25 protein-coding genes, 2 tRNA genes and 1 pseudogene are annotated in these 26,380 nt (G+C 67.4%); 12 read left to right on the top strand and 16 right to left on the bottom strand.

The genetic code is table 11. From position 1 onward, the window contains the following. Nucleotides 1–31: 31 nt before the first annotated feature. Nucleotides 32–493, bottom strand: a complete 462-nt coding sequence (locus tag OMP43_RS07530; protein WP_086129504.1) for an Lrp/AsnC family transcriptional regulator — start codon at nucleotides 491–493, stop codon at nucleotides 32–34. A gap of 180 nt (nucleotides 494–673) precedes the next feature. Between OMP43_RS07530 and OMP43_RS07525 the strand changes: the two genes are divergently transcribed. From OMP43_RS07525 to OMP43_RS07510, 4 genes are all read left to right on the top strand, one after another. After that, the gene (locus OMP43_RS07525; RefSeq protein WP_280279103.1) at nucleotides 674–2,959 is read left to right on the top strand and encodes a histidine kinase dimerization/phospho-acceptor domain-containing protein; all 2,286 of its coding nucleotides are present in this window, start codon (nucleotides 674–676) and stop codon (nucleotides 2,957–2,959) included. A 37-nt stretch (nucleotides 2,960–2,996) separates the two neighbouring features. After that, nucleotides 2,997–3,977 carry a polysaccharide deacetylase family protein gene (locus OMP43_RS07520; protein ID WP_280279102.1) on the top strand — a complete coding sequence of 327 codons (981 nt, stop codon included), beginning with the start codon at nucleotides 2,997–2,999 and terminating at the stop codon, nucleotides 3,975–3,977. Nucleotides 3,978–4,002: 25 nt separating this feature from the next. Continuing rightward, nucleotides 4,003–4,079 (top strand) — tRNA-Ile (locus tag OMP43_RS07515). A gap of 50 nt (nucleotides 4,080–4,129) precedes the next feature. After that, nucleotides 4,130–4,206 (top strand) — tRNA-Pro (locus tag OMP43_RS07510). Nucleotides 4,207–4,216: 10 nt separating this feature from the next. Here OMP43_RS07510 and dctA read toward each other — a convergent pair. The 3 genes from dctA to OMP43_RS07495 form a co-directional block, all read right to left on the bottom strand. After that, nucleotides 4,217–5,554: a C4-dicarboxylate transporter DctA gene (dctA, locus tag OMP43_RS07505; RefSeq protein WP_280279101.1), complete on the bottom strand. Its 1,338-nt coding sequence runs from the start codon at nucleotides 5,552–5,554 to the stop codon at nucleotides 4,217–4,219. Between the two features lie 127 nt (nucleotides 5,555–5,681). After that, the gene (locus OMP43_RS07500; RefSeq protein WP_137864791.1) at nucleotides 5,682–5,915 is read right to left on the bottom strand and encodes a hypothetical protein; all 234 of its coding nucleotides are present in this window, start codon (nucleotides 5,913–5,915) and stop codon (nucleotides 5,682–5,684) included. A 184-nt stretch (nucleotides 5,916–6,099) separates the two neighbouring features. Further along, nucleotides 6,100–7,482 carry a M20/M25/M40 family metallo-hydrolase gene (locus OMP43_RS07495; RefSeq protein WP_280279100.1) on the bottom strand — a complete coding sequence of 461 codons (1,383 nt, stop codon included), beginning with the start codon at nucleotides 7,480–7,482 and terminating at the stop codon, nucleotides 6,100–6,102. A gap of 477 nt (nucleotides 7,483–7,959) precedes the next feature. Between OMP43_RS07495 and ettA the strand changes: the two genes are divergently transcribed. After that, nucleotides 7,960–9,639: an energy-dependent translational throttle protein EttA gene (ettA, locus tag OMP43_RS07490; RefSeq protein ID WP_280279099.1), complete on the top strand. Its 1,680-nt coding sequence runs from the start codon at nucleotides 7,960–7,962 to the stop codon at nucleotides 9,637–9,639. Nucleotides 9,640–9,644: 5 nt separating this feature from the next. Beyond that, the gene (locus OMP43_RS07485) at nucleotides 9,645–10,091 is read left to right on the top strand and encodes a GNAT family N-acetyltransferase (RefSeq protein WP_280279098.1); all 447 of its coding nucleotides are present in this window, start codon (nucleotides 9,645–9,647) and stop codon (nucleotides 10,089–10,091) included. Nucleotides 10,092–10,099: 8 nt separating this feature from the next. Here the strand turns inward: OMP43_RS07485 and OMP43_RS07480 are convergent, their stop codons facing one another. Then, nucleotides 10,100–10,900 (bottom strand): transporter, encoded by an 801-nt coding sequence (locus tag OMP43_RS07480; RefSeq protein WP_280279097.1) that lies wholly within the window; start codon nucleotides 10,898–10,900, stop codon nucleotides 10,100–10,102. Between the two features lie 186 nt (nucleotides 10,901–11,086). Here OMP43_RS07480 and OMP43_RS07475 point away from each other — a divergent pair, with 186 nt between their 5' ends. Beyond that, complete coding sequence (locus OMP43_RS07475) at nucleotides 11,087–12,004, top strand: hypothetical protein (protein ID WP_280279096.1); 918 nt, start codon at nucleotides 11,087–11,089, stop codon at nucleotides 12,002–12,004. Nucleotides 12,005–12,043: 39 nt separating this feature from the next. Here OMP43_RS07475 and OMP43_RS07470 read toward each other — a convergent pair whose 3' ends face one another. From OMP43_RS07470 to OMP43_RS07455, 4 genes are all read right to left on the bottom strand, one after another. After that, nucleotides 12,044–12,424 carry a DoxX family protein gene (locus OMP43_RS07470; protein ID WP_280279095.1) on the bottom strand — a complete coding sequence of 127 codons (381 nt, stop codon included), beginning with the start codon at nucleotides 12,422–12,424 and terminating at the stop codon, nucleotides 12,044–12,046. 121 nt (nucleotides 12,425–12,545) lie between these two features. After that, nucleotides 12,546–12,824: an acylphosphatase gene (locus OMP43_RS07465; protein WP_280279094.1), complete on the bottom strand. Its 279-nt coding sequence runs from the start codon at nucleotides 12,822–12,824 to the stop codon at nucleotides 12,546–12,548. A 109-nt stretch (nucleotides 12,825–12,933) separates the two neighbouring features. Further along, entirely contained in the window at nucleotides 12,934–13,410 is a 477-nt protein-coding gene (greB, locus tag OMP43_RS07460) for a transcription elongation factor GreB (RefSeq protein WP_280279093.1), read from the bottom strand. 136 nt (nucleotides 13,411–13,546) lie between these two features. Then, nucleotides 13,547–15,553: a lytic transglycosylase domain-containing protein gene (locus OMP43_RS07455; RefSeq protein ID WP_280279282.1), complete on the bottom strand. Its 2,007-nt coding sequence runs from the start codon at nucleotides 15,551–15,553 to the stop codon at nucleotides 13,547–13,549. A gap of 71 nt (nucleotides 15,554–15,624) precedes the next feature. Between OMP43_RS07455 and dapA the strand changes: the two genes are divergently transcribed. Then, entirely contained in the window at nucleotides 15,625–16,506 is an 882-nt protein-coding gene (gene dapA / locus OMP43_RS07450; protein ID WP_280279092.1) for a 4-hydroxy-tetrahydrodipicolinate synthase, read from the top strand. Nucleotides 16,507–16,872: 366 nt separating this feature from the next. On the opposite strand, the gene OMP43_RS07445 is transcribed toward dapA, so the two are convergent. The 4 genes and pseudogenes from OMP43_RS07445 to OMP43_RS07430 all read right to left on the bottom strand — a co-directional run. Beyond that, entirely contained in the window at nucleotides 16,873–17,595 is a 723-nt protein-coding gene (locus OMP43_RS07445; RefSeq protein ID WP_280279091.1) for a 2OG-Fe(II) oxygenase, read from the bottom strand. Between the two features lie 31 nt (nucleotides 17,596–17,626). Continuing rightward, nucleotides 17,627–18,301 (bottom strand): 2OG-Fe(II) oxygenase, encoded by a 675-nt coding sequence (locus tag OMP43_RS07440; protein ID WP_280279090.1) that lies wholly within the window; start codon nucleotides 18,299–18,301, stop codon nucleotides 17,627–17,629. Nucleotides 18,302–18,402: 101 nt separating this feature from the next. Beyond that, a complete protein-coding gene (locus OMP43_RS07435) occupies nucleotides 18,403–19,266 on the bottom strand; it encodes an RcnB family protein (RefSeq protein ID WP_280279089.1) in 864 nt (287 codons plus the stop codon). Nucleotides 19,267–19,482: 216 nt separating this feature from the next. Continuing rightward, nucleotides 19,483–19,908, bottom strand: a pseudogene (locus OMP43_RS07430) ((2Fe-2S)-binding protein); the annotation flags it as partial. Between the two features lie 69 nt (nucleotides 19,909–19,977). Here OMP43_RS07430 and OMP43_RS07425 point away from each other — a divergent pair. Then, nucleotides 19,978–20,778, top strand: a complete 801-nt coding sequence (locus OMP43_RS07425; RefSeq protein WP_280279088.1) for a class III extradiol ring-cleavage dioxygenase — start codon at nucleotides 19,978–19,980, stop codon at nucleotides 20,776–20,778. A gap of 227 nt (nucleotides 20,779–21,005) precedes the next feature. Here OMP43_RS07425 and OMP43_RS07420 read toward each other — a convergent pair whose 3' ends face one another. The 3 genes from OMP43_RS07420 to OMP43_RS07410 all read right to left on the bottom strand — a co-directional run bounded on the left by OMP43_RS07420 (nucleotide 21,006) and on the right by OMP43_RS07410 (nucleotide 24,030). Then, complete coding sequence (locus OMP43_RS07420) at nucleotides 21,006–21,764, bottom strand: class II aldolase/adducin family protein (RefSeq protein WP_280279087.1); 759 nt, start codon at nucleotides 21,762–21,764, stop codon at nucleotides 21,006–21,008. A 97-nt stretch (nucleotides 21,765–21,861) separates the two neighbouring features. Further along, nucleotides 21,862–22,473 (bottom strand): hypothetical protein, encoded by a 612-nt coding sequence (locus OMP43_RS07415; protein WP_280279086.1) that lies wholly within the window; start codon nucleotides 22,471–22,473, stop codon nucleotides 21,862–21,864. A 159-nt stretch (nucleotides 22,474–22,632) separates the two neighbouring features. Beyond that, nucleotides 22,633–24,030, bottom strand: coding sequence for a short-chain fatty acyl-CoA regulator family protein (locus OMP43_RS07410; RefSeq protein ID WP_280279085.1), 1,398 nt, complete (start codon nucleotides 24,028–24,030; stop codon nucleotides 22,633–22,635). Nucleotides 24,031–24,188: 158 nt separating this feature from the next. On the opposite strand from OMP43_RS07410, the gene OMP43_RS07405 reads away from it, so the two are divergent. From OMP43_RS07405 to mce, 3 genes are read left to right on the top strand one after another with little or no spacing between them, the layout of a single operon-like run. Further along, the gene (locus OMP43_RS07405) at nucleotides 24,189–25,715 is read left to right on the top strand and encodes an acyl-CoA carboxylase subunit beta (RefSeq protein WP_086130057.1); all 1,527 of its coding nucleotides are present in this window, start codon (nucleotides 24,189–24,191) and stop codon (nucleotides 25,713–25,715) included. 9 nt (nucleotides 25,716–25,724) lie between these two features. Further along, entirely contained in the window at nucleotides 25,725–25,916 is a 192-nt protein-coding gene (locus OMP43_RS07400; RefSeq protein WP_280279084.1) for a hypothetical protein, read from the top strand. Beyond that, nucleotides 25,913–26,329, top strand: coding sequence for a methylmalonyl-CoA epimerase (mce, locus tag OMP43_RS07395; RefSeq protein WP_280279083.1), 417 nt, complete (start codon nucleotides 25,913–25,915; stop codon nucleotides 26,327–26,329). The genes OMP43_RS07400 and mce overlap by 4 nt, the downstream gene beginning before the upstream one ends. Nucleotides 26,330–26,380: the final 51 nt, after the last annotated feature.

Below are 26,380 nucleotides of genomic sequence, written 5' to 3'. Positions count from 1 at the left end.
AGGGGCGGCAGCGATGCCGCCCCTTCTCGTATCAGGCGACCGGCACGCCGGGCAGCGCCTTGGACGTCCGGATGGTGAGCGAGGTCTTCACATGCTCGACGTTCGGCGCCGGAGTGAGCCGCGTCGTCAGGATGTGCTGGAAGCTCTGCAGGTCGGGGGCGACGATCTTCAGGATGAAATCGATCTCGCCATTGAGCATGTGGCATTCGCGGACTTCGGGAATGTCCGCCATCATCTGCTCGAAGGCGCGCAGGTCTGCTTCCGCCTGGCTCTTCAGGCTCACCATGGCGAACACGGTGAGGTTGTAGCCCAGCGCGGCCGGATCGAGCGCGGCATGATAGCCGGTGATCGCCCCCTGCTGCTCCAGGGCCCGCACCCGCCTGAGGCAGGGCGGCGCTGTCAGCCCAACGCGTTCGGCAAGCTCGACATTGGTCATGCGGCCATTGTCCTGCAACAGGCCGAGGATCCGTACGTCGATATCGTCGAATCGCATTTATGTTCCTTCTATCTTTTGATTCGTTTCCGTGTGTTGCGTTTAGACATAATATTATTACGCCGCAACGCAATTGTCCCACAATGCGACGTGCCGAAATCGACAGTTCCGAACCGGCGTTTCGCGAGTTAAGGATTCCTTACGGCGTGCGTTGTGGCGCCGGGCAAGGGTAGGCAGGCGTTGCGCTTCGACGATACATTGGAGACGGTGCTCGCCTCGGACCTGGGCTCGCCTTATGGCGTCCAGTCCGCCTGGCGCCAGCTCGTCGACCTGATCGGTCGTCGCCGTGCCGCCGCGGGCAATCGCGCGATGGGCGTGCTTCGTTCGATTCGCGAATCCGTGCCGCTGCCGGTTCGCGCCGCCAGCGCCCGCGCGCTCGAACATGCCGATCCGCCCCCGCCGCTCGTGCGCCTGTTCGCGCTCGACGAGCTCCAGGTGGCGCTGCCCGTGCTGCGCAGCGCGCGGATGAACTCGGTCGAGTGGATCCAGCTGCTGCCCGAACTCGCACCGGCGGCGCGCGCGATATTGCGCAACCGGCGCGACCTCAGCCCGGCGGTGCGCCGTGCGCTCGACAGTTTCGGCCCGATCGATTTCGTGCTGCCGGACGAGACGGTGAAAGCGCCGCCGGTCGAAGCCGTCGTTCCCGAAGCGGAAACCGAAGCGATGGCCGAGGTCATCGCGATCGACTGGTCCGAGGTCGTCGAGGCGCGCCCGGCCGAGCCGGCACCGGCGGCAGTCGAGGTCGAGGCGACCGAGCCTCTTGCCGAGCCCGCTCTCGCAGACCTGCCCGAAGCCGAGCCCGAGCCCGAAGCCGAGGCCGAACCTGAACCCGAGACCGAGGCCGGGGGCAAGCCGCTCGTCTATTGGAGCTCCACCACGCCCCAGCGCCTGCCGGCGCATGAGGCGACCCTCGCCACCTTGCTGGGCCGCCTGCCCGTGACGGTTCCGGCCGCGGGAGCGGGGGAGGAACTGGCGGCCGGGGATCTCGGCCCAGTGGGCGCCGGCCTCGAAGAGGCGCAGGCATTTGTCGAGCCCGTGCCGACGGGCGATCCGGAGCCCGAAGTTGCGGCCGCCGCGTCCGCTACGCCCGAAATCGAGGACCTTTCCTTCGTCGCGCTCGCCGGCGTCGCGCCGTCGATCACCGTTCCGGCAACGCAAGTGGCCGAGGAGCCCCAAATTCCGATCCACCCGGTCCAATCCGGGACAGGCGAGTCAGGCGTTTCCGCCGAAGCGATTGCGCTGCCGGAGGCAGGCGCGCAGGGTCCGGCCATGGAGCATAGCGATAGCCTGGCCGCAGAAGTGCGGCAGATTGCGGCAGAAGCTGCGGGCGATGACGACGGCACCTTCGAGATCGCCGATGTCGTGGCGCGGATCGACGCGTTCTGGCGCCATCGCGAGGAAACCGGCCCGAAGGATCCGCCCGCGCCACGCCTGGCCGACGATTTCCGCTTCGAGACCGATGCCAAGGGCATGATCCGCTGGGTCGACGGCGTCAGCCGCGCGCCGTTGATCGGCGTGTCGCTCGATAGCCAGGCCGCTCCCGGCGCATCGGAGGCATCGCGGGTGGATGGTGTCGCCGCGGGGGCTTTCCGTCGCCGCGCCGGCTTCTCCAATGCCCGTCTCTCGGTGGAAGGCGAATCGGATGCGGCGGGCGACTGGCTGATTTCGGCGATTCCCGTCTTCGATCCCGGCAACGGCCGTTTCACCGGCTATCGCGGCACCGCTCGCCGGCCGCGCGTCGACGAGCGGGCCGAGCCGCTGCGCACCGCGCCGGCACCGGCGATGCCGGCCGATTCGCTCCGTCAGCTCGTGCATGAACTGCGCACGCCGACCAATGCGATCGCGGGCTTCGCGGAGATGATCGAGGCGCAGATGCTCGGCCCGGTGGGCGATGCCTATCGCGACCGGGCGCAGGTGATCCGTTCGCAGGCGCGCGAATTGCTGGGTGCGATCGATGATCTCGATCTCGCCGCGCGCATCGACAGCGCCGCGCTTTCGCTGGTGCCCGGCCAGATCGCGCTGCGGCCCGTGCTCGCGACGATTGCCGACGACCTCGCTCCACTGGCCGAGCTGCGCGGCTCCGTGATCGCGCTGCCGATCGCCGATCTCTCCGTCACCGGCGATCGCCGCGCGATCGAGCGATTGCTCGCGCGTCTCCTCGCTACGCTCGTATCGGCCAGCGGGCAGGGTGAGCGGATCGGCGTGCACATGGCGCTGGAGTCTGCCGAGGCGGTGTCGATCACGATCGATCGTCCCCAGGCGCTTGCCGACTATCCCGGCGATTCGGTGCTCGATATCGATGACGAGCGCGAGGACACGACGTTGCTGGGCACCGGTTTCGCGCTTCGGCTCGCGCGGAACCTCTCCCGCGAACTGGGCGGCGGGCTCGTCATCGGCCGCGAGAGCTTGACTTTGCGGCTTCCGGCCGCCGTAAACGAGCAAGTGGGCCAGGCACATCTAAGCTGAAGTGGGGGGCGACGCTCCAAATCGCGGCGGTTATCGCGTGCCTGCGCCCGATCCGCGCGCGCACCTGCAATGGCCGGACGATTTCGGCACCCGCTTCACCATCTTCGTGGACACCGAGGAGGAGTTTGACTGGGGCGCGCCGCTCAGTTCCGATGCGGACGGGACGCGGCACATGGCCGCGCTGCCCCCGGTGCACGCACGTTTCGCCGCGGCGGGCGTGCCGCTCACCTATCTCGTCGACTATCCGATCGCGACCTCGCCGCTCGCCATCGACGTGCTGCGCGAGGTCATCAAGGATGGGCGCTCGGCGATCGGCACGCAGCTCCATCCCTGGGTAAATCCTCCGCACCGCGAGGAAGTGAACGGGTTCAACAGCTTCACGGGTAATCTTCCGATCGATCTCCAGCGTGCCAAGCTCGGGATGCTCACCGATGCGGTGGAGCGCGCCTTCGGGCGCCGTCCGCTGGTCTATCGTGCCGGCCGCTATGGAATCGGGCCGGAGACGCCGGCTCTGCTTGCCGAGCTCGGCTATCGGATCGATAGCTCGATGCGATCGGCCTATGACTATTCCGGAGAGGGCGGGCCCGATTTCCTGGCGGTGCCCAATCACGCCTTTCGCCTGGGCGAACTGATCGAGTTGCCCTTCACCACGGTCTTCACCGGCCGCATGCGCCGCGGTGGGGCGGGGCTGCACCGCGGCCTGGGCCGGTTCCCGCACGGGATCGGCATTGCGTCGCGCCTGGGCCTGCTCTCGCGCGTGTCGCTCACACCGGAAGACATGCCGCTGGGCGAGGCCAAGGAAGCGATTCGCGTCGCCGTGGGAGAGGGGCTGCGGCTGCTCAACTTCGCCTTTCATTCGCCTTCGGTGGAGCCCGGCCATACGCCCTATGTGCGTACCGCGGCGGATCTGGCGGCGTTCCTGCGCTGGTGGGACGAGGTGCTCGCCCTGCTTGACCGGCTGGGCGTGCGGGCGGCATCCGTGGATCAGATCGTCACTGCGACTTGCGGCCCGGCCTGAGGTTCCGCTAGGGCCGGTTTGCTGGGGGCCTGTAGCTCAATTGGTTAGAGCTGGCCGCTCATAACGGCTAGGTTGCGGGTTCAAGTCCTGCCGGGCCCACCAGCAGCGGTCTTGTGTCCGGTGCGTCTTGCGCCTAGGGCCGCAATCCGCGTCGGGGAGTGGCGCAGCCCGGTAGCGCGCTTGCTTTGGGAGCAAGATGTCGCAGGTTCGAATCCTGTCTCCCCGACCATTTCCCGCTTTCAGTCCGCATCGGTTGCGATGGCGGCGTGAGCGGGGGCGGCGGCGGGCTTGCCGTCGAGCGCCCGTTGCAGGGCTTCGCGGTCGAGCCGGCCCTCCCAGCGCGCCACCACGATCGTCGCCACGGCATTGCCGATGAAGTTGGTGAGGCTGCGGCATTCGCTCATGAAGCGGTCGACGCCCAGGATCAGCGCCATGCCCGCCACGGGAATCGAGGGCACCACCATCAGCGTCGCTGCCAGGGTCGCGAAGCCCGCGCCGGTGACGCCCGCCGCGCCCTTGGAAGTGAGCATGGCGGTGCCGAGCAGGACAAGCTGCTCGCCGAGCGACAGGTGCACGCCGGTCGCCTGGGCAATGAACAGCGCGGCGAGCGTCATGTAGATGTTGGTGCCGTCCAGGTTGAACGAATAGCCCGCCGGCACCACCACGCCGACCACTTCCTTGTCGCAGCCGGCCCGCTCCAGCTTGTCGATCAGCGCGGGCAGCGCGGCTTCGGAGGAAGAGGCGCCGAGGACGAGCAGCAGCTCGGCCTTCAGATAGCGCAGCAGCTTGAGGATCGAGAAGCCCGCCAGCCAGCCGACCACGCCCAGCACGCCCAGGATGAACAGGATCGACGTGAGATAGAAGGTCGCCACCAGCCCGCCCAGGCTGAATAGGGCGGTGAGGCCGTATTTGCCGATGGTGAACGCCATCGCGCCGAACGCGCCCACCGGCGCGGCGCGCATCAGCACGGCGACGATGCGGAACACCATTTCCGATGCCTGCTCGAGCAGGTCGACCAGCGGACGGACCCGCTCGCCGATGCTCGCCAGCGCAATGCCGCACAGGATGGCGACGAACAGCACCTGGAGGATCGACCCGGAGGTGAGCGCCGACGCCAGCGTGGTGGGGATGATCGCCATCACGAAGCCGGTGACGCTGGTCTCATGGGCCTGCTTCTCGAAGCCGGCGACCTTGGCCTCGCTCAGGCCGTGCGGATCGATGTGCATGCCCGCGCCGGGCTGGACGACATGGGCGACGACAAGGCCCAGGATCAGCGCCAGGGTGGAGAAGAACAGGAAATAGCCCAGCGCCTTCAGCACCACCCGGCCGAGCGAGCCCAGCTCGCGGGCCCCGGCGATGCCCGTCACCAGGGTAAGGAAGATCACCGGGGCGATGATCATCTTGACCAGGTTGACGAAGGCGAGGCCCAGCCACTCGAGCGATGCGCCGACATCCGGCCAGATCGCGCCGACCAGCGCCCCGGCCACGATGCCGATCAGCACCTGCACATAGAGCATCCGCCACCAGCGCTGCGGCTTGGCCGGCCCGCCGGCATGGCTCGTTGCGATTGCGCCCATCCATCCTTCCCCTTGATCCCACCGGCATAGCGGAGCGCGCGATGGCCCCCAACAGGAAAGGGCGCCCCCTTTCGGGAGCGCCCTTCCTATTCCTCGGTCCGGCCATGGGGCCGGCGCCGAACGGAGATCAGTGCGCGTTCGCCGCGGCGGCGTCGGCCTTGTTCTCTTCCACGTTCGCGGCGTTCTCGAGGGTCGCCTCGGCAGCGGCGTTGGTGGTGTTGTCGGCAGCGGCTTCGTACGCGGCGGCATTCGCCTCGTGCGAGTCGGCAACGTTCTCGGCGGTGGTGTTGGTGGTGCCGCCGTTGCAAGCCGCGAGCGACATCAGGCCGGCGGTCGCAGCAACAATGAGGATCTTCTTCATGTGGTGCTCCTAGAGGAACTCAAACGTTTCGCAGCCGGCCCGATTGCCGTCGCGAACCGTTGGCATAGCGGTCGTTGCGTATGCGTCAATCGCAAATTCACCCGATGGCAAAATTTAGGACATTTTTTTGCCTAAATCTTGCCCATTGGCGGCCATCAATGCGGGTGGCCGCCAGAAGGTTCCCTCACTCGCCGCCGCCCTTGGCGATCGGCCCGATATCCTCGGGCGCGTTCGCCGTCACCGCCAGCATCGCCGTCCATGCCGCCACATTCTGGCGGAGCTGCTCGGGATCGATCTTGTCCAGCGTGTCGTCGGGCGTGTGGTGATAGTCGAAATAGCGCAGGCCCGACTGGCTGAGATCGATCACGCCCACGCCGGTATTGATGATCGGCCCGACATCGGTGCCGCCATGCGCCGTGCCGCGGCCGCGCGCAATCCCCAGCGGAGAGAGGACGGTGGCCAGGCGATCGGCGATCGGCCTGGCGCCTTCGGGCAGGTTCACTTCGAACTTCCACACGCGATCGGCGCCGAAATCCGATTCCTGGGCGAGCACATGGCGCTCGTTCGCATGCGCCTTGGCATAGGCCGCGCCGCCAAAGCCGCCGACTTCCTCCGCGCCGAACCACACGACGCGGATCGTGCGCTTCGGCTGGCCCGCGTCCATGATCCGCTTGGCGGCGGCGGTGGTGATCGCCACGCCCGCGGCATCGTCGATCGCGCCGGTGCCGAGGTCCCAGCTGTCGAGATGGCCGCCCACCACGATGATCCCCGCCGAGGGATCGCTGCCGGGCACTTCGGCGATGACGTTGCCCGATTCGGCCTCGCCCTTGAATTCGGGCGTGACCAGCAGCCTGAGCCGCACCGGGCCGCGCTTGAGCAGCCGCTCGAGCTGATCGGCGTCGGGCAGCGAGAGCGCCGCGGCGGCGATCGGCTTCACGTCCTTGGCCCAGTTGGTCACGCCGGTATGCGGGTTGCGGTGATGATCGGTGCCGATCGAGCGGATCAGCACGGCAACCGCGCCCTTGCTGGCCGCCAGATTCGGGCCGAAACGGCGGGCGCCGCCATAATAGCCATATTGCGAGCCGTCCTGGGTGGGCGTCATCGCGTTGCTGATGAAGACGATCTTGCCCTTCACCGCCTCGGCCGGCGCGGCCTGCAGGTCGGCGAGCGTGGGGAAGAAGGCGATCTCGGCCTCGACGCCCTTGGCGCCGGTCGAGCCCGAATTGCCGAGCGCGGCGATGGCCAGCTTCTGCGCCGAACCACCGAGCACTTCGGCGGTCTCCGCGCCGCGCACCCATACTGGCATCCGGTAGGTCTCGATGCGCACGTTCCGGAAGCCTAGCGCGGTGAGCTTCTTCACCGCCCAGGCGCGGGCACGCGCTTCCGCCTCGGTCGCCGCGAGGCGCTGGCCGATCTCCGTGGTCAGGCCCTCGGTGATCTCCCAGGCGAAATCGTCCTTCAGCGCGGCATCGCGCAGCGCCGCCGGGTCATGCGCGGCGCCCTGGGCCAGGGCGGGGAGGGGAAGGGCGAGGGCGGCCACCGCCGCGAGCAGGATGCGCTTGGTCATGGCCGGCGACGCTAGCCGCAGCCGAAACGTTCGGCAATGCGGCGCGGGTTTCCGCCGCGTTTCCGAAACCGTGCCGTGCCGATATTCAACCGACTGGTTTTGCAATTCATTGACTCCGTTGACTGGCCACGACCATGCGGCGATCGTTCAACCAGTTGGTTGAGCATTGCCCCGCCACTGCCTGTCAGGCGCCGGAGAAGCGCAGCAGACCGGTTCCTACATTGCAAGACGGGGTGGCTGTGGCGGCAGCTGATACCTCTCCTTCCCGCGCTCGATCTTGCGGCGTTTCCCGAACGGCCCTGGATCCACGCCCGCGCGGGGATGACGAGACGATAGGTAAGGGGGGCGGGCAGGTAGCGGGGATGGGAGCGCGGCGTCGAGGCGGCCCGCGCGGCGCCGCGTTGCCATTTGACCGTCCGCTCGCTACATCGCCGCCAAACTTCCTGCATATCCAGACCTGCGAACGGAGACCGCCACGTGGCCGCCCAATACGCCTTCGTCATGAAGGACATGACCAAGACCTTCCCCGGCGCTCCCAAGCCGGTGCTGAACAACATCAACCTGCAATTCTATCAGGGCGCCAAGATCGGCATCGTCGGCCCGAACGGCGCCGGCAAGTCGACGCTGATGAAGATCATGGCGGGCATCGACAAGGATTTCTCGGGCGAGGCCTGGCCGGGCGAGTATATCACGGTCGGCTATCTGCCGCAGGAGCCGCAGCTCGATCCGACCAAGAACGTGCTCGAGAACGTCAAGGACGGCGCGCGCGAAGTGGCCGACATGGTTGATCGCTTCAACGCGATCTCGGCCGAGATGGGCGACCCGAAGGACGACACCGATTTCGACGCGCTGATGGAGGAGATGGGCGAGCTCCAGACCAAGATCGACGCGGTCGACGGCTGGACGCTGGACAACCAGCTCGAGATCGCGATGGAAGCGCTGCGCTGCCCGCCGTCGGACTGGGCGGTCGACAACCTTTCGGGCGGCGAGAAGCGTCGCATCGCGCTCACCCGGCTGCTCATCCAGAAGCCGGATATCCTGCTGCTCGACGAACCGACCAACCATCTCGACGCCGAAAGCGTCGAATGGCTGGAGAACCACCTCAAGGAATATGCCGGCGCGGTGCTGATGATCACCCACGACCGCTATTTCCTCGATAACGTCGTCGGCTGGATCCTCGAGATCGATCGCGGCAAGTATTTCCCGTACGAGGGCAATTACTCGACCTATCTGGAGAAGAAGGCCAAGCGCCTGGAGCAGGAGGATCGCGAGGAATCCGGCCGCCAGAAGGCGATCAAGGACGAGCTCGAGTGGATCCGCCAGGGCCCGAAGGGCCGCCAGACCAAGTCGAAGGCGCGTATCGCCAAGTTCGACCAGCTCGTCGCCAGCCAGGAGAACCGCAAGCCGAGCGGGGCCCAGATCGTCATCCAGGTGCCCGAGCGCCTGGGCGGCAAGGTGATCGAAGTGGAGAACATCTCCAAGGCTTATGGCGACAAGCTGCTGTTCGAGAATCTCTCGTTCACGCTCCCCGCCGGCGGCATCGTCGGCGTGATCGGCCCGAACGGCGCCGGCAAGTCGACTCTGTTCAAGCTGATCACCGGCCAGGAGACGCCGGACACCGGCACGGTCGAGATCGGCACCACGGTGCGTCTCGGCTATGTCGACCAGAGCCGCGATCACCTGGACGACAAGAAGAACGTCTGGGAGGAAATCTCGGACGGGCTCGATTACATGAAGATCAACGGGCACGATCAGTCGACCCGCGCCTATGTCGGCGCCTTCAACTTCAAGGGTGCCGACCAGCAGAAGAATGTCGGCAAGCTCTCCGGCGGTGAGCGCAACCGCGTGAACATCGCCAAGATGCTGAAGCGTGGCGGCAACGTGCTGCTGCTCGACGAGCCGACCAACGACCTCGACGTGGAAACGCTGGGCGCGCTGGAGGAGGCGATCGAGAATTTCGCGGGCTGCGCCGTGGTGATCAGCCACGATCGCTTCTTCCTCGATCGTCTCGCCACGCATATCCTGGCCTTCGAAGGCAACAGCCATGTCGAATGGTTCGAAGGCAATTTCGAAGCCTATGAGGAAGACAAGCGCCGCCGCCTGGGCGACGCGGCCGACCGCCCGACCGCGCTGGCCTATAAGAAGCTGACGCGCTGATCGGGGTGCCGATCGCATATGAACGCTGGCAGGGCGCGGTGGCCGATGCCGCCGCGCCGCTGCTGGCGCTCTGCCGATCGGTCTTCCCCGATTTTTCGGACGCCTATCTGCATGATCGGCTGCCGAAGCTGGACGCGCCCATGTTGTGGCTGGCGATCGAGGCGGGCCGCTGGCAGGGCTTCAAGCTGGCCTATCGCCGCGGCGACGCGCTGCTCTACAGCTGGCTGGGCGGCGTCACGCCCGCGCTTCGCGGCCGGGGCGTGGCCTCCGAACTGATGCGGCTGCAGCATGCGCAGGCCGTGGCGGAGGGCTATCGCTTCGTCGAGACGCGTACCCGTGCCGCGAACAACCCGATGATCCTGCTCAACCTGCGCCATGGGTTCCATGTCACCGGCTTCGAGACCGATGCGCAGGGCATCCCGGTAGTGATCCAGCGCAAGACGCTCGCCTGAGGCGCGGCTCAGAAGCGGCGCGCGATCCCCAGATAGAGCTCCAGGTCCGGGCTGGCGGCATTGAGCCCGGCGACGGCGCCCAGGTCGAGCTGGAGATCGCGCCGCGGCTGCCAGGCGAAGGACAGGCTGGCAAGCGCCTGGGTAGCGTGTCCGTCGGGATCCTCGTCACGTATCGCCTGCAGCTCGAATGCGCCGCTCAATGAGGCGGTGAGGACAGTGCTCAGGCCGATCGCGCTGCCATAAGCGAGGTGGCGTCCGCGCCGGTCGCCGTCCACCGCGGCATCGACCTCCGGCGTGAGGGACAGGCCGAGCCTGTCGGTCAGGCTGTAGCTGACCGGTACGATCAGGCCGGCGCCCCAGTCGCCGGCCCCGATGGTCGCGCCGCCGGTGGGCAGGGCGGCATAGGGCATCACCGCCACGGCGAAACCCGACCCGTCGGGATGGGAGAGGTTGCGGCGCATCGCCAGGGTGAGGTCGCCGGTGCCGCTGGCATGGGTCACCGTGCCGCTCGCCCGGTCGTGGGTCCGCACTGCGCCCAGGGCGGTCCAGCCGAGTTGCACTTCCATGTCCTGGGTCACGCCGTAGCGGATCAGCAGGTCGCCGAAGGTCCAGCTGTCGCTGCGCTGGGCGGAATCGCGATCGAGCGACCAGTCGACCGCGCCGCTCTCCATCACGAAATGGCCCCGGTCCACCGTGCAGGCGGGAGTGTCGAGCCCGGGGCGGTCGGGGCAGAGCGGGCGCATGTCCTGCGCCTGGGCGGTGCCGATCCCGGCGAGCGTCGCGGTGGCCAGAAGGAACGAGCGTTTCATGACGGATACATAGACGGTCCCCGAACCGCGCGGTAGCGTTGGCCCAAAAGGGGGAGAGGCGATGCGCGGGTGGATCGGGGAGAACAGTGTCCGCCTGACCGCGCTGGCGATCCTGGGGCCGGCGCTTGCCTCCCCGGATGCGACGTGGTGCATTGCGTTGTTGATGTGAACGGAAAAGGGGCTCCGGTGAAGCGATCGATACTCCTGGCGGCCGCGCTCCTCGCGGCATCGCCGGCCGCGGCGCAGGTGCCGGCCTTCCAGTCCCAGGTGGAGGCGTTCGACGATTTCGCGACGGCGAGCGCGAGCATGCCGGCCGCCGAGCGGGTGAAGGCGTTCCGCGCGAAGTTCGACGCGCTGCTCCCGGGCTTCTACGAGCCGCGCTTCGGCGCCACCGAGGCGCAATATGACGCGCGCGTCCAGAAGGCGCTCGAGGCCTATCCGCCGACGCGCGACAAGGTCCTTGCCGCCGCGCGCGAATTCGCCGGGGCCTATGCGACCGCCAGCGCGCATTTCCGCGGTGTCTTCCCCGATTATGCGCCGACCATGCCGATCTACCTGATCCATTCGCTGGGCGAGATGGACGGCGGCACGCGCGAGCTCCGCGGGAGGACGGTGGCGATCTTCGGGGCGGACATGATCGCGAAGATCCATGACGGCGGCACGATCGGGCCGTTCCTGGATCACGAGCTGTTCCACTTCCACCATGCGCGATATTTCCCGGACTGCCCGGCGCTATGGTGCTCGCTCTGGCAGGAGGGGCTGGCCGTCTATGTCGCCGCGCGGATGAACCCGGGCGCGGACGACCGCGCATTGCTGCTCACCATCCCGCGCCCGATCCGGCCGGAAGTGGAGCCGAAGCTTGCCCAGGCGATGTGCTTCGTGCGCGCCAGGCTCGGCTCGACCGACCAGGACGACTATGCCACCTTCTTCTTCGGCAAGGGCGGCAAGGCGCAGGGCAGCTGGCCGCCGCGCTTCGGCTATTATCTGGGCTATGTGCTGGCGAAGCGGCTGGGCGGCACCATGACGCTGGATGCGCTGGCCAGGCTGCCGCCGGAGCAGGTGAAGGCGAAGCTGGAGGCCGCGCTGGCCGCCTATCGCTGCTGACCGTGCCGGGGTGCCGGCACGGTCGGCATGATGGGCGCATCAGGCGTTTCTGGTCGCCGCGTCCGCGCTCCACGCGCCGCCGCCGGCAGCCGCGAGGTAGAGGAAGATGAAGCAGTAGAGCAGGATCGCCTCGCCGCCATTCTCGGCGGGGAAGAAGCCCTTGGGGAAGTGCGCCATGAAATAGCCGACCGCGCACATGCCCGAGGCGAGGAACGCCGCCGGCCGGGTGAACAGGCCGATCACCAGCAGGGCGCCGCCGACGAGCTCGATCGTGCCCGCCGCATAGAGCACCGGGCTGAGTGGATAGGGAAAGGGCGGGAGGCCGAAGAATTTCGACGTGCCGTGCTGCAGGAAGGCGAGGCCCGCGACGATGCGCAGGACGCTCAGCAGCTTGTCGGACCAGCTTGCGGGAATGGGCATGGTTGTATCTCCTCGCCGGACACGCCCCTGCGCGCCGTTTCGAGGCTGAAATGTTTCATCTCATGCCCATCCGGTCAACCGAAGCCCCGGAAACCGATCGTTTCCGGGCGCGCGCCGGCCCTCAGGCGGTGAAGCGCTTGGTGAAGCCCTTGGCATGCTTGTCGCCCGCGGTCTGGAAGGCCTCGACATGGTCGACCACCGCCATGGGCGGGCCTTCGCGCAAGGCTTCGGTGAGCGAGGTCAAGGCCTCGTCATCCCCTTCGGCGAGCAGTTCCACGCGCCCGTCGTTCAGGTTGCGAACCCAACCGCGCACGCCGAGCTGCTTGGCAACGCGCACCGTCCAGTCGCGATAGCCGACGCGCTGCACGCGCCCCGACACATAGATACGCTGTGCCGTCATATGTCCCCACGCTCACTTTTTTACCCGGCCGCATCCCTATTCGGCCTGGGTGCGACTCTATCAATTTGAAGATGCGAGGGAATCGGGCAGGGATGCGGCTCGTCGCGCGCTAGGGGTAGGTGATCGCAATCACTTCATATTCGCGCTCGCCGGCGGGCAGGCTGACGCGGCGCAGGTCGCCGATCCCGGCACCGCGCAGCGCGCGGGCGAGGGGAGCGTTCCAGCCGACCAGGCCCTTGGCCGCATCGGCCTCGTCGTCGCCGACCAGGGTGAGCGTGCGGTGATTGTCGTCCTCGTCGGCGATGGTGACGGTGGCGCCGAAATAGGCGCGGCTCTTGTCCGCCTGCTGCGCCGGATCGACGACCTTGGCCGCCTTCATCCGCCTCGACAGCCAGCCCAGCCGCCGGTCGATCTCGCGCAGGCGCTTGCGGCCATAGATATAGTCGCCATTCTCCGAGCGGTCGCCATTGCCGGCGGCCCAGGAGATGGTCTCGACCAGGGCGGGGCGCTCGGTGGCGAAGAGCGTGTCATACTCGGCCCGGAGCGCGGCATAGCCGGCGGGGGTGATGTAGTTGGGGCGGTCCATCGGCCTCTTCTAGCGTCCAGTTCGCCATGCTGAACTTGTTTCAGCATCCAAGGTGCCACCGGCGACGGAATCGCCTGTGGAAGATTGGACCCTGAAACAAGTTCAGGGTGACGATGATTTCGGGCGGCCGGTAAAATCAGCCCGGCTTGTTCTTCCCCAGATACCAGCTCGTGTTCGCCGGCCCCCTGGAGCGCGAGCGCTCGGGGTTGAGCAGGTCGTAGACCACGGCGTTCTCGATCACGCGCTGGACATAGTTCTTGGTCTCGAAGATCGGGATCTTCTCGATCCATTGAACGATGTCGCCGCCCGGCAGCCGCGGGTCGCCATTGGCGGCGATCCATTTGTTCACATTGCCCGGGCCGGCATTATAGGCCGCGATCGCCAGCGGGTAGCTGCCGTAGAGATTGTACATCCGCTGGAAATAGGTCGAGCCGAGCTGGATGTTGTAATCGGTGTCGGAGTTCAGCGAGCCCGGATTGTAGCTCATGCCGAGCTTGGTCGAGACTTCGCGCGCGGTGCCCGGCATCAGCTGCATCAGCCCGCGCGCGCCGGCATGGCTCACCGCATCGCGGTCGAACTGGCTTTCCTGGCGGGCGATGGCGTGGACGATCGTCCAGTAATCCTGCTGCGACGCCGGCACCGCCACCGTCGGATAGCCCGCCGCGGTATAGTCGGACAGGCCGTTCTGCAGCGCGCTCTTGCCGACCAGCACGCCCAGGTCCGGGCGGCCGATCGCGCGGCTCAGCTCGGCGGCGAGGATGTGATCGGTGTCGCTCGTCGCGTCGTTGGCGATCTGGCGGATGAACAGGCCCTGGTCCTGGCGATTGCCCATGGTGCCGAGCAGTTGCGCGGCGCGGACCGTTTCCTTCTTGAAAAAGGCATCGCGAACCGCCGGATCGGCGACCTTGGCGTTGAAATCGGGCGGGCGCTTCAGCGGCTGGCCCAGCCGCTCGGTGGCGAGCTGGCCGTAATAGACGTCCGGGAAGCCGGCCGCCTTGCCATAGAAGCGCGTCGCCGTCGCCTGATCGCCCGAAGCCTCGGCGGCGCGCCCGGCCCAGTAGAAGCCCTTGGACTGGGTGGTCGGCGTCTTGGAGCCATGGCCGTAGCGATCGAACATCCCCACCGCGTCGCGCGCGCGGCCGAGATTGTTGAGCGCCACCGATCCGGCCAGCCAGGTAAGGCTGGTATAGTCGTCGCGCTCGCCCAGGGACTGCTCGCTGACGTCGGTGCCCGGCGGGTAGGCGTCGTCCACCTGGCTGGCGATCTGATAGGCCAGGCTGAACTGGCCGTCCGACTGGGCGCCGCGCGCGCCGGTGAGCAGCGCCTCGTACCATTTCTCGGCGTCGCCGGGATAGGAGGCGAGCTGGCGCGGCTGGGCGAGATAGGATCGCATCGCCGGGCTCTGGCCGGTGTCGCGCAGCCACAGGGCGCGATCGGCGATGAAGCCGGGATTGGCGCGGCCGATGGCGAGCGCGGCGGCACCCCGGGCATCGGCGTCCGGCGCCTTGGTGCGGAAGGCGATGCGGGCATCGAACACCGGGCGCATGCCGGGCGAGACATAGGCGAGCTGGCGCTGCGCGGCGGTGAGCGCGCCGGCCCAGAGCAGCCTGTCCATCCGGGCATCATGATCGGCCGGGGTGAACGCGGAAGCGAAGCCGGCGAGCAGCGCGGTTTCGTCGCGGGGGCGCAGCACGCCGTTGCGCCAGGCGCGGCGGGCCTGTTCCTCGGCATCGGCGCGGCGGCCCGAGGCGGCGAGCGCTTCGGCATAGCGCGTACGCCCGGCGGCGGTCAGCGGCGGGAAACGCTCGAAATAACGGATGACCAGGCCGGGCGCCCAGGTGCCGCTTTCCAGCACCGTCTCGGCGGCGGCGCGGCGGCTCTTCTCGCCGGGCCAGCCGGGATGGAGCAGCAGGAAATTGGCATAGTCGGAAAAGGGATAATTGTCCGACTGCTGGAGTCGCTTCCATTCCACCAGCGCATCGGCGAGCTGATTGGCCTGGATATAGGGCGGCGGCACGCGGGGGACGCCGGCTTCCAGCGCCACCTTGTACCACTGGATCTGTTCCTGCGTGAGCTGCGAAGAGACGGCGAGCCCCGAAACGCCGGCAAACAGCAACGCACTTTTGAGTAGCGGAGCAAGCATACTGGACATGATACGCGTGTCGCCCCTATCTGCCAGCCCCGAATTGGGGAATTAAGGAAGATTCTGGGACCATGTTTTCGGGCTCCATTCCCGCGCTGGTGACGCCGTTCCGTAACGGCAGCTTCGCGGAGGAAGATTATCGCGCGCTGGTTGAATGGCAGATTGCCGAAGGCTCCGCCGCGCTGGTGCCGTGCGGCACCACCGGCGAGGCGGCGACCATGCCGAAGGACGAGCATTTCGAAGTCGTGCGCGTCTGCGCCGACCAGGCCGGGGGCCGGGTGCCCGTGCTCGCCGGCGCCGGCTCGAACGATACGCTGGTCGCGATCGAGAATGTGAAGGCCGCGCGGGACGCGGGCGCCGATGCGGTGCTGATGGTCCCGCCCTATTATAATCGCCCGAGCCAGGAGGGCATCTTCCGGCATTTCGAGGCGGTGGCGGAAAAGACCGACCTGCCGATCGTGCTCTACAACGTGCCGGGCAGGACGGTGACCGACATCCAGCCGGCGACGATGGCGCGGATCGTCAAGGCGTTTCCGGGCAAGTTCCTCGGCGTCAAGGACGCGACCGGCGCGCTCGCCCGGGTGACCGAGCAGCGTGCCGGCTGCGGGCATGGCTTCATCCAGCTCTCGGGCAATGACGAGACCGCGCTCGCCTTCAACGCGATGGGCGGCACGGGCTGCATCTCGGTGACGGCGAACGTCGCGCCGCGGCTCTGCGCTGAGTTCCAGGCGGCCTGGGCGGCGGGGGACAATGCCGGGGCGCTCGCATTGCACGACCGGCTCTATCCCCTCCATATCGCGATGTTCACCGACGCCTCGCCGGGCCCGGTGAAATACGCGATGACGCGGGTTCGCCCGGGATTCCCCGGGGAACTGCGGCTGCCGATGACTCCGGCGGGCGAGGCGAGCCGCGCGGCGGTCGATGCCGCGCTGGCGCATGCGGGGCTGATCTAGAGTCGCGACTCGCTCGGCAAGCCCCGGCGTCGCCGCCATCCCTTCCGCGTCATCCCCGCTTCCCTTCCTCGCTTCCCTTCCTCGTCATCCCCGCGAAGGCGGGGATCCAGGGCCAGGGGCAAGGTGCGTGAGGCGCGTTTTGCCGGTGCCGGCGAGCATGCCCGTGATTGCTGCGATTATCCCCTGCTACCCTGGATCCCCGCCTGCGCGGGGAGGACGGAAATGGTCCCAAGGGCTTGTTTGGGTTCTCGTCCCAGATTGGGGACTCATATTCTTGCTTCGTCATCCCGGGGCAAGGCCGGGGTGACGGCAGAAAATCAGATAGTTGCCTGGGTTCTCGCCTGAGCTTCCCCGCCCTTCCGGGAACTAGGTCCGCTGCTCGCCGCCTGCATAATAAGTGGGCACATGGCCGCGGATCCAGGCATTCTCGCGGAACCATTTGGTGACGATATACTTCGTTCCCTCGAGCACGCGCATGCCCTCGTGCAGCGTGTCGTAGTTGGGCGTGCCGTCTTCCATCATGTTGTTCCAGATCAGCATCAGCCCCTTTCGGGGCTTGAAGCGGACGCCGGCGCGCGGGAACCAGGTCGCGCCGCCTTCCTCGACCTCGTTGAGATAGATCATCGCGGTCCAGGTGCGCTGGCCGCCATATTCGACCATCTTGTCCCAATATTCCGCGCCCTCGTGGAAATAGTCGCAATGCGCGCGGAACTGCTGGCCGGGGGTATAGCGCTGGCCCTGCATCGTCTCGGCATTTGCCGGCGGCAGGCCGAGCACATCGGCGATGCGGTCGTCGATCGGCCAGATCTCCTCCGACCAGCGATCGAGGTCGGTCGAGCTGCTGGTGCGGAACTCGGGGTCCTCATGCATCGCCAGCAGCGTCGAGGGGCGCGCCGCCGCCTCGATCAGGCCGACGAGCATGTCGCACTCGGCGATGCTCAGAAAGTCGGGATAGGTGAACATCTGCGCGTTCTCCACCTTGGCGCGCCTGATGTGCGGATTGCCCTCCAGCCTCGCCACCACCTCGCGGCCGATCCGCGCGCGATTGGGGGAGGGCGTTCCCGATACTCTGCCGATATTCTTGCTCACGACGGCCAATTTGCGCCTGCGGGGCTCGCGGTCAATAGGTCGTCCGCGCGCCGATGGGCGTCCAGGGGCGTTCGCGGAACCATTTGGTGATGATGTACTTGCTGCCGGCCAGCACCGGCCGCGCCTCGTGCAGCGTCGCGTCGTTCGGGCTGCCGTCGGCGGCCATGTTGTTCCAGGCGACCAGCAGGCCGCGCGTCGGCGTGAGGCGGATGCCGGCGCGGGGGAACCAGGTCTCGCCGCCATCCTCGACATCGTTGAGGTAGATCATCGCCGTCCAGATGCGCTGGCCGCCCTGCGCCTCCATCTCCGGCCAATAGTCCACATCGTCGCGGAACCAGTCGCAATGCGCGCGGAAGTGCTGGCCCACCGCATAGCGCTGCCCCTGTACCGGCTCGCCATGATCGAGGGGGATGCCCAGCAGCTCGGCGAGGCGCGCGTCGAGCCGGCGGATCTCCGGATCCTGCCGCTCGAGGTCGCAGGTGTAGCTCGTGCGCAGGCCGGGCTCCTGATATCGCGCGAGCACCGTGGACGGCTTCGCATCGGCGTCGATCATCCGGGCCAGCGCCCTGCACTCGGTGCGGCTGAGGAAATTGGGCAGATGATAGAGCTGGAGCATGTCGAGGCCGGCGTGGCGAACCAGGGGGTTGGCCTCGATCCGGGTGGTGGCGCGGCGGCCGGTCTCGGCGCGGACGGGGTCGGGGGCCATGGGGCTCGTCATCGCCGCCAGCATGCGACCTGCGGAGTCAAAAGCAAGAGGCCCGGTCCTGATGGGCCGGGCCTCCCGTTTCTGGCAAGATGCGGGCTCGCTTACCAGAAGATGTCGTAGATGGTGTCGACCACCTCGCCGGTCTCGACATCGACCAGCAGCGCGTCGTTATAGTAGCGCACCCAGCGATAGGGCCCGTAGACCTCCGGCAGGCGATAATAATACGGATCGTTGATCCAGTATTGCGACGAGAACAGGATCGAGTTCAGCGTGTAGCCGATCGTGAAGCGGCGATAGCCATAGCCCCAGCCCGACGGCGCGTAATAGCGCGGCAGGCGATAGATGCCGCGGTTGCTGTTGCGATAGTCGCGCCAGTCGTAGCGGCGGTCGTTGCGCCAGCCATTGTTCCAGCGGCCGCGATCGTTGCCGCGCCAGCCGCGGTTATTGTCCCAGCCGCGGTTGCGGTCGTTCCAGCCGCGATCGTTATTGCGGTTCCAGTTCGGATTGCCGCGGTCCCACTGGCCGCCGCGATTGCCGTCGCGGTTCCAGTCGCGACGATCGTTGCCGCCGCGATTGCCGTCCCAGCGCGGCGGCTGCGGGCGATCCTGGGGCGGGGAGACCTGGCCGCCGCCGGGCTGGCCGCCACGGTTCCAGCCGCCGCGGTTCCAGCCATTGGGAGGCGTGTTGCCGCCGCCGCCATGCCATTCCGGGCGCGGCTGCGAGGGTTGCGCGGGCTGTTGCGGCTGGCCCGGGGACGGGCGCCAGCCGCCACGGTCGTCGCCGCGGTCGCCACCACGATCGCCGCCGCGGTCGCCGCGGTCGCCGCGATCCTGGGCGGGCTGCGAGGCGCCCGCATTGCCGCCGGAACGGTCGCCGCCGCCCCAGCGATGCCCGCGGTCCTGCGCCAGTGCCGGCGGGACCAGGGCCGTTGCGGCGATGATCGCCGCGAGCAAGGTCTTCTTCATCTGAATGTCTCCGCTGGGACCGGCAACAGGCCGGGCTTTCGGGGTATGCCCTCTTTAGGCCCCGGCAACTGACGCGACTCTGAATTCGCCTGTCAGCATATTGAAAGCATCCGGAACGATTCAGGGTTCCGCATGGGGCGCGGCCGGCGTGTCCTGTCCCGCCTCGGGCGCGGCGACGTCGCCCCGGGCGATGCGGGCGGCGTTCTGGATCGCTTCGGTCAACCGCGGATAGATGCCGCAGCGGCAGATATTGGGGATCGCGTCCGCGATCTCCTGCTCGCTCGGATTCCGGTTGTCCCGCAGCAGCACGGCGGCCGCCATCACCACGCCCGGGATGCAATAGCCGCATTGCGGCACGTTCGCCGCGATCAGCGCCTGCTGCACCGGATGGCTGCGATCCTTGGACAGGCCCTCGATCGTGGTGACGAACGTGCCCTCGAGCGCGCCGATCGTCTCCTGGCAGGCCAGGCGGGCAGTGCCGTCCACGTCCACCGTGCAGGCCCCGCAATCGCCGGTGCCGCAGCCATATTTGGTGCCGGTGAGGTTCGAGGCGTCGCGCAAGGCCCAGAGCAGGGGCGTGCGCGGATCCATCTTGTAGGCGACCGGCTGGTTGTTGACGGTGAAGCGAGTCATGCCGGGGGTGTAGCGGGAAACGCGCCGTTTCCGAAACCGCCATTGCGCCGAACTGCGCGGGTGGCGACATCATCCGGCATGACACTTCCTGCACTCTTCATTCCGCATGGCGGCGGGCCCTGCTTCTTCATGGACCCCAATGGCGGCCCGCCGGATCCGATGTGGGTTCGCATGCAGACCTATCTGGCCGGGCTGATCGGCTCGCTGCCCGAGAAGCCCAGGGCGATCCTGCTGGTCTCGGGCCATTGGGAGGAGGAAGTCGTCACCGTCCATGCCGGGAGCGGCCAGCCGCTGCTGTTCGACTATCATGGCTTCCCCGAGCATACCTATCGCCTGCGCTGGGACGCGCCGGGCGCGCCGCAGGTGGCGGCGCGGGCGAAGGCGCTGCTCAAAGGCGCCGGCTTCCCCGTCGGGGAGGAGCGCGAGCGCGGCTGGGACCATGGGGTGTTCATCCCGATGATGGTCGCGGTGCCCGGGGCGGACATCCCGCTCGCCCAACTCTCGCTGCGCAAGGACCTCGACCCAGCGGATCATATCGCGATCGGCAGGGCGCTCGCGCCGCTGCGCGACGAGGGCGTGCTGATCGTCGGCTCGGGCATGAGCTTCCACAATTTGCGCGCCCGCGGGCCGCAGGTGACGCCGCTGGCCGACGAATGGGACGAGGCGCTCGCCGCGGCGGCGACCGACCCCGACCCGGCGCGGCGCGCGGCCCGGGTCGCGGCCTGGGACGACCTGCCCCATGCCCGCTTCGCCCATCCGCGCGAGGAACATCTCCTGCCCCTGATGGTCGCGCTCGGCGCGGGCGGGGAGGGGCCGGCGGTGCGGGACTATCGCGACCATGTGCTGGGATGGACGGTATCTGGGTATCGGTTCGGCTGACGATTCGCCGGCCGGAAATTTACGGCACGCGGGCCGGGATTTCGGCCGCCGCATGGACCCGACCGTCGTCCACCGGGATGACATGGGGCGAGCGGCGCGCATTCCGGGACGGAAGCACGCGGAATCCCATATTGGCTGAGTAGTCGCTCCGTTCCGGACGCATCTCGTCATCCCCGCGCAGGCGGGGATGACGGACGTATTTTCAATGGCTTGTCTGGATCCTCAACCTAATCCCGCCAGCTCTTGTCCGTGCGGTCCACCAGCCGCACCATCGCCGCGAAATCGGCCGCGCCGGGGCCGCCGGGGACCTGGGCCATGTGCAGGTCGCGCTGGTGGACGGCGACGACTTCGTCCGGGACCGTGATCGGCGCGCCCATGCTGGCGGTGGCGATCTGGATCTCGCAGGCACGCTGGAGCGACCAGTGCTTGATGAACGCCTCGGGCACCGTCCTGCCCATTACCAGGATGCCGTGGTTCCTGAGCAGCATCACGCGCTTGTCGCCGAGATGCTCGAGCAGCCGCTCGCCTTCCTCGTCGCGCACCGTCACACCCTCGAAATCATGATAGGCGATCTGGCCGGCGAAGTTGCAGGCATAGAAGTTGGTGGGGCGCAGGCCCCCTTCGACGCTGGCGACCGCCATGCCCGCCGTGGTGTGGGTGTGCGCGATGCAATGCGCATCGGGCAGATGGCGGTGGAACAGCGCGTGCTGGACGAAGCCGGCACGGTTCACCGGATAGGGTGAATCGTCGAGCTTGTTGCCGTCGATGTCGATCTTGACCAGGTTCGACGCCTTCACTTCGCTGAAGTGCAGCCCGAACGGGTTGATCAGGAAGGCGCCTTCCTCGCCCGGCACCTTCAGCGTGATGTGGTTGTAGATCATCTCGGACCAGCCGAGCATGTCGAACACGCGGTAGCAGGCGGCGAGCTGCTGGCGGGCCTCCCATTCGGCTTCGGTCATGGTGGAATTGCGCAGCGCGGTGGCCATCATACCTCTCCCAAGGCTTTTTCGTGGATCGGGTATGCCATGCCCTTGACGGCGCCCGCAACTGTTGTCGCTCGCGGCGGGCGCCTTGCGGCGCGTTCTAGAAATGCGCCGGGCCGAACCGCAGATATGCGGCGAGACCCGTTACGAGCACGGGCGTGATCCCCATGATGAACCACATGCGCTGCATATGGCGCGGGAAGCCGCGCATGATGCCGCTGCCCTTCTCGAGAGCGGCCTTTTCCCGGCGGCTGAGTTCCCGAGCATCCGTCAGATGCGGGAAGTCGCCATTCGCGATGGGGGCGGCAAGCCGTGCATTTCCCTTTTCCCGCAATATTTTGAGGGAGTCGGTGGCGGCCTGGATGGACGATCGGGTGAGCCGCGCGGCGTCATAGCCGATATAGGCAAGTATCGAATGAACCAAGGTTCCGAGCGCCAGCAGCGCGAGGAGCTTGGCATCCACGCTCATTCGCGAAGCTGCGCTGAGCATGCCGCCGAGGATCAGCACGGAAAAGCCGATCAGGAAGGAATTCATGCTGAGGAACGAGGACAGCCGGGTATTCATCAGGCCGTCCTCATGTTTGATATAGTCGCGGAAGACATTGTAGATTTCGAGGTCGCTCAGCGGCTTGGCGTGCGGAGCGGGGTCCGGGGCAAGCGCGGCCAGCGGATTGATGCCCTCGCCGCCGATCTTTCCGGCGTATTTGCTCACAGTCTCGTGCATGGGAGTCTCCGTGTCCGGCGATGGTGCAGGCCGGTCACGCGGCCGGGAAAGGCTGCTTGAGGTGCCAGTCGCCGACAATCGGAATCGCGGTCGTTTCGGTGCATTCGCGATGCCTTCGGGCCGCTTCGATCGGGTGCGGCAGGCGGTTCATCCGAACCCGTAGGGCACCACGCTGCGCCGATCCGGATCGATCGCGATCGCCGAGGCGGCGGGCGGGAAGGCGCGCTGGTCGCAGTCCGCGCGCGGGCAGATGCGGCAGCTGGCGCCGATCGGGGTGGCCGCGCCGCCCGGCCTGAGATCGTCGGCATAGACGAAGTCCGCCGCGTGCAGCTCCTCGCAGCCCAGCGCCACGGCATAGCGGCGCGGCGGGCGGGCATAGCTGCCCGACGGCTTCACCAGCCCCTTGGCCATCGAGACGTAGCGCGTGCCGTCGGGCATCTCGGCATGCTGGACGAGGATCCGGTCCGGGATCGCCACTGCTTCGTGCACCACCCAGAGCGGGCAGGCGCCGCCAAGCGCGGCGAACTGGAGGCGCGTCGCCGAGTGGCGCTTGGTGACGTTGCCGGCCATGTCGACCCGGCAGAAGAAGAAGGGCAGCCCCTGCGCGCCCGGGCGCTGGAGCGTCGAGAGCCGGTGGCAGGCCTGTTCGAAGCTCACGCCGAAACGCTGGCGCAGCCGGTCGATATCGTGGCGGACGTCGCGGGCGGTGTCCCTGAACGCGCCATAGGGCATCAGCAGCGCTCCGGCGGCATAGTTGGCGAGGCCGATGCTGAGCAGCTCGCGCGCGGCGGGGGAGGCGAGGCCCGACGCCTGCACCACCTGCCGCATCTCGTTCTCGAACTCGTAGCGGACCAGCCGGTGGGCGAGCAGGAAGGCACGGCTCTCCGGCGGGAGCGCGCTGTTGATCGCGAGGCGGCGTGCCCGGGAGTCGAACCGGCTGAGCTCGCTGCCATCGCCATCCTCCGCGGCGACCTGCACCCCGTGCCAGCGCAGGCGATCCTCGAGCCCGCGGGTCGGCCGATAGGGGTCGAGATCGGCGGCGAGCGTCTCGGCCGAGCGGTCGATCGCGTCGATATAATTGCCTTCGGCCTGGAACCAGTCGCGAACCTCTTCCCAGGGCAGCGGGGCCGCATCGGTGGAGCCGCTGTCATAGCGGTCGTCGAGCACGCGGAGCTGCTCCTGGCTGCGGCGCCAGGCCTCGTGCAGCGCGACCATGCGCTTCGCGAGCAAGGGCTGCTGCTCGATGCCGCGGCGCACGTCCGCCTCGCCCATCCGCTCGGCCGGCACGCCGGCATCGGTGGCGGCGTCGATCGTGCGCAGCAGCGAGGCGCTCTCGTCGGCATCGCCGAACGCCTCGAGCGGGAACTCGCGGCTGAGCGCGACGAGGACGATGTCGGTGATCGGGCGGTCGTTATTCTCGATCTGCGACAAATAGGAGACGGAGATGCCGAGCCTCGCGGCCATCGCCGCCTGGCTCATCCCCGTGCGCCGGCGCAGCTCGCGCAGGCGGAACCCTTCGAACAGGCGGCGGCGGGGGCTGCTCACTTGATTCCCCTCCCTGGCAGGGAGGGGCTGGCGGGGCGGAACGATCTGCGCATGGCCGCAGTATATCTGCAAACCAGCTTCCCGCAACTTCGCAACATTGCATTTGCGGTCGCCGCATGTCCCGATGCAGAAGCCGCCGCTATCCAATGGGGAACCGCATGTCGTCGACGATCGAGGAACTGGAACGCCGCCGCGCCGCCGCCCGCCTGGGCGGAGGGCAGAAGCGGATCGACGCGCAGCACGCCAAGGGCAAGCTCACCGCGCGGGAGCGGATCGAAGTGCTGCTCGACCAGGGCTCGTTCGAGGAGCTCGACATGTATGTCGAGCATAATTGTGTCGACTTCGGCATGCAGGACCAGATCGTCCCCGGCGACGGCGTCGTCACCGGATCGGGCACGGTCAACGGCCGCCTCGTCTTCGTGTTCAGCCAGGACTTTACCGTGTTCGGCGGCTCGCTCAGCGAGCGCCATGCGCAGAAGATCTGCAAGATCATGGACATGGCGATGAAGGTCGGCGCGCCGGTGATCGGGCTGAACGATAGCGGCGGCGCGCGCATCCAGGAGGGTGTCGCGTCGCTCGGCGGCTATGCCGAGGTGTTTCAGCGCAACGTGCTGGCATCGGGCGTGGTGCCGCAGCTCTCGCTGATCATGGGCCCGTGCGCCGGCGGCGCGGTCTATTCCCCCGCGATGACCGACTTCATCTTCATGGTGAAGGACTCGTCGTACATGTTCGTCACCGGCCCGGATGTAGTGAAGACCGTTACCAACGAGATCGTCACGCAGGAGGAACTGGGTGGTGCGGTGACGCATACCACGAAGTCGGGGGTCGCCGATGTGGCCTTCGACAACGATATCGAGGCGCTGCTCGCGGCCCGCGACTTCGTGGACTTCCTTCCCGCCTCGAACCGCGAGGAAGTGCCCGAGCGTCCGTGCGACGATCCCTGGGATCGCATGGAGCCGAGCCTCGACACCCTGATCCCGCCGAGCGCGAACCAGCCCTATGACATGCACGAGCTCATCAGGAAGACGCTCGACGAGGGCGAGTTCTTCGAGCTGCAGCCGAGCCATGCCGGCAACATCCTGATCGGCTTCGGCCGGATCGAGGGGCGCACGGTGGGCGTGGTGGCGAACCAGCCGATGGTGCTGGCCGGGTGCCTGGACATCAATTCGTCGAAGAAGGGCGCGCGCTTCGTGCGCTTCTGCGACGCGTTCGAGATCCCGATCGTGACCTTTGTCGATGTGCCGGGCTTCCTGCCGGGCGTCGGCCAGGAGCATTCGGGGATCATCAAGCACGGCGCCAAGCTGCTCTTCGCCTATGCCGAGGCGACGGTGCCCAAGATCACGGTGATCACCCGCAAGGCCTATGGCGGCGCGTACGACGTGATGGCCTCCAAGCATCTGCGCGGCGACTTGAATTATGCCTGGCCGACTGCCGAGATCGCGGTGATGGGCGCCAAGGGCGCGGTGGAGATCATCTTCCGCGGCAAGACGCCCGAGGAAATCGCCGAGCGCACCGCCGAATATGAGGCACGTTTCGCCAATCCGTTCGTTGCGGCATCGAAGGGGTTCGTGGACGAGGTGATCATGCCGCATTCCACGCGCCGCCGCGTGGCGCTGGGGCTTCGCAAGCTGCGGAACAAGCAGCTCGAGAACCCGTGGAAGAAGCATGACAACATCCCGCTCTAGGAGAGCCAGGTGCGCGATATCCTCTGGATCGTCGTCATCGTCTTCACTGCGATCGATGGCTTTTTGAACCTGAACGGGAAGCCCAATCTCGGGCAGGTTCTGTTCGCGGGGACATCGGAGTCCGCGCGGAGGGTGGGCATTTCGGCGTTGTATCTCTGTATCCTCGTTATTCTGGTCTATCTGGGATGGTTTGCCCAATGAAACTCGGCCGCCTCAACCATGTCGGCGTCGCGACGCCTTCGATCGAAGCGTCGATCGCCCTTTATCGCGACGTGATGGGCGCGGAGGTGATCCGCGAGCCGTTCGACCTGCCGGCGCAGGGCGTGAAAGTGTGCTTCGTCGATACGCCGAACAGCCAGATCGAGCTGATCGAGCCGCTGGGCGAAAGCTCGCCGATCCATGGCTTCCTCGCCAAGAACCCGGCGGGCGGGCAGCATCACCTCTGCTACGAAGTTCCCGACATCCACGAGGCCAAGGCGTGGTTCGAGGCGAAGGGCGCCAAGGTGCTCGGCGAACCGCGCATCGGCGCGCATGGCACGCCGATCTTCTTCGTCCATCCCAAGGACATGGGCGGGGTGCTGACCGAGATCATGGAGACGCCGCGTGATCATTGATCCTGCATTCCCTCTCCCCTTGTGGGAGAGGGAGGGAGCGACGCAGTCGCG

Origin of the sequence: Sphingomonas sp. CBMAI 2297 (assembly GCF_029870595.1) — a bacterium.
Taxonomy (GTDB): Bacteria; Pseudomonadota; Alphaproteobacteria; order Sphingomonadales; family Sphingomonadaceae; genus Sphingomonas.
This window is presented reverse-complemented; position numbering and strand designations above follow the sequence as displayed.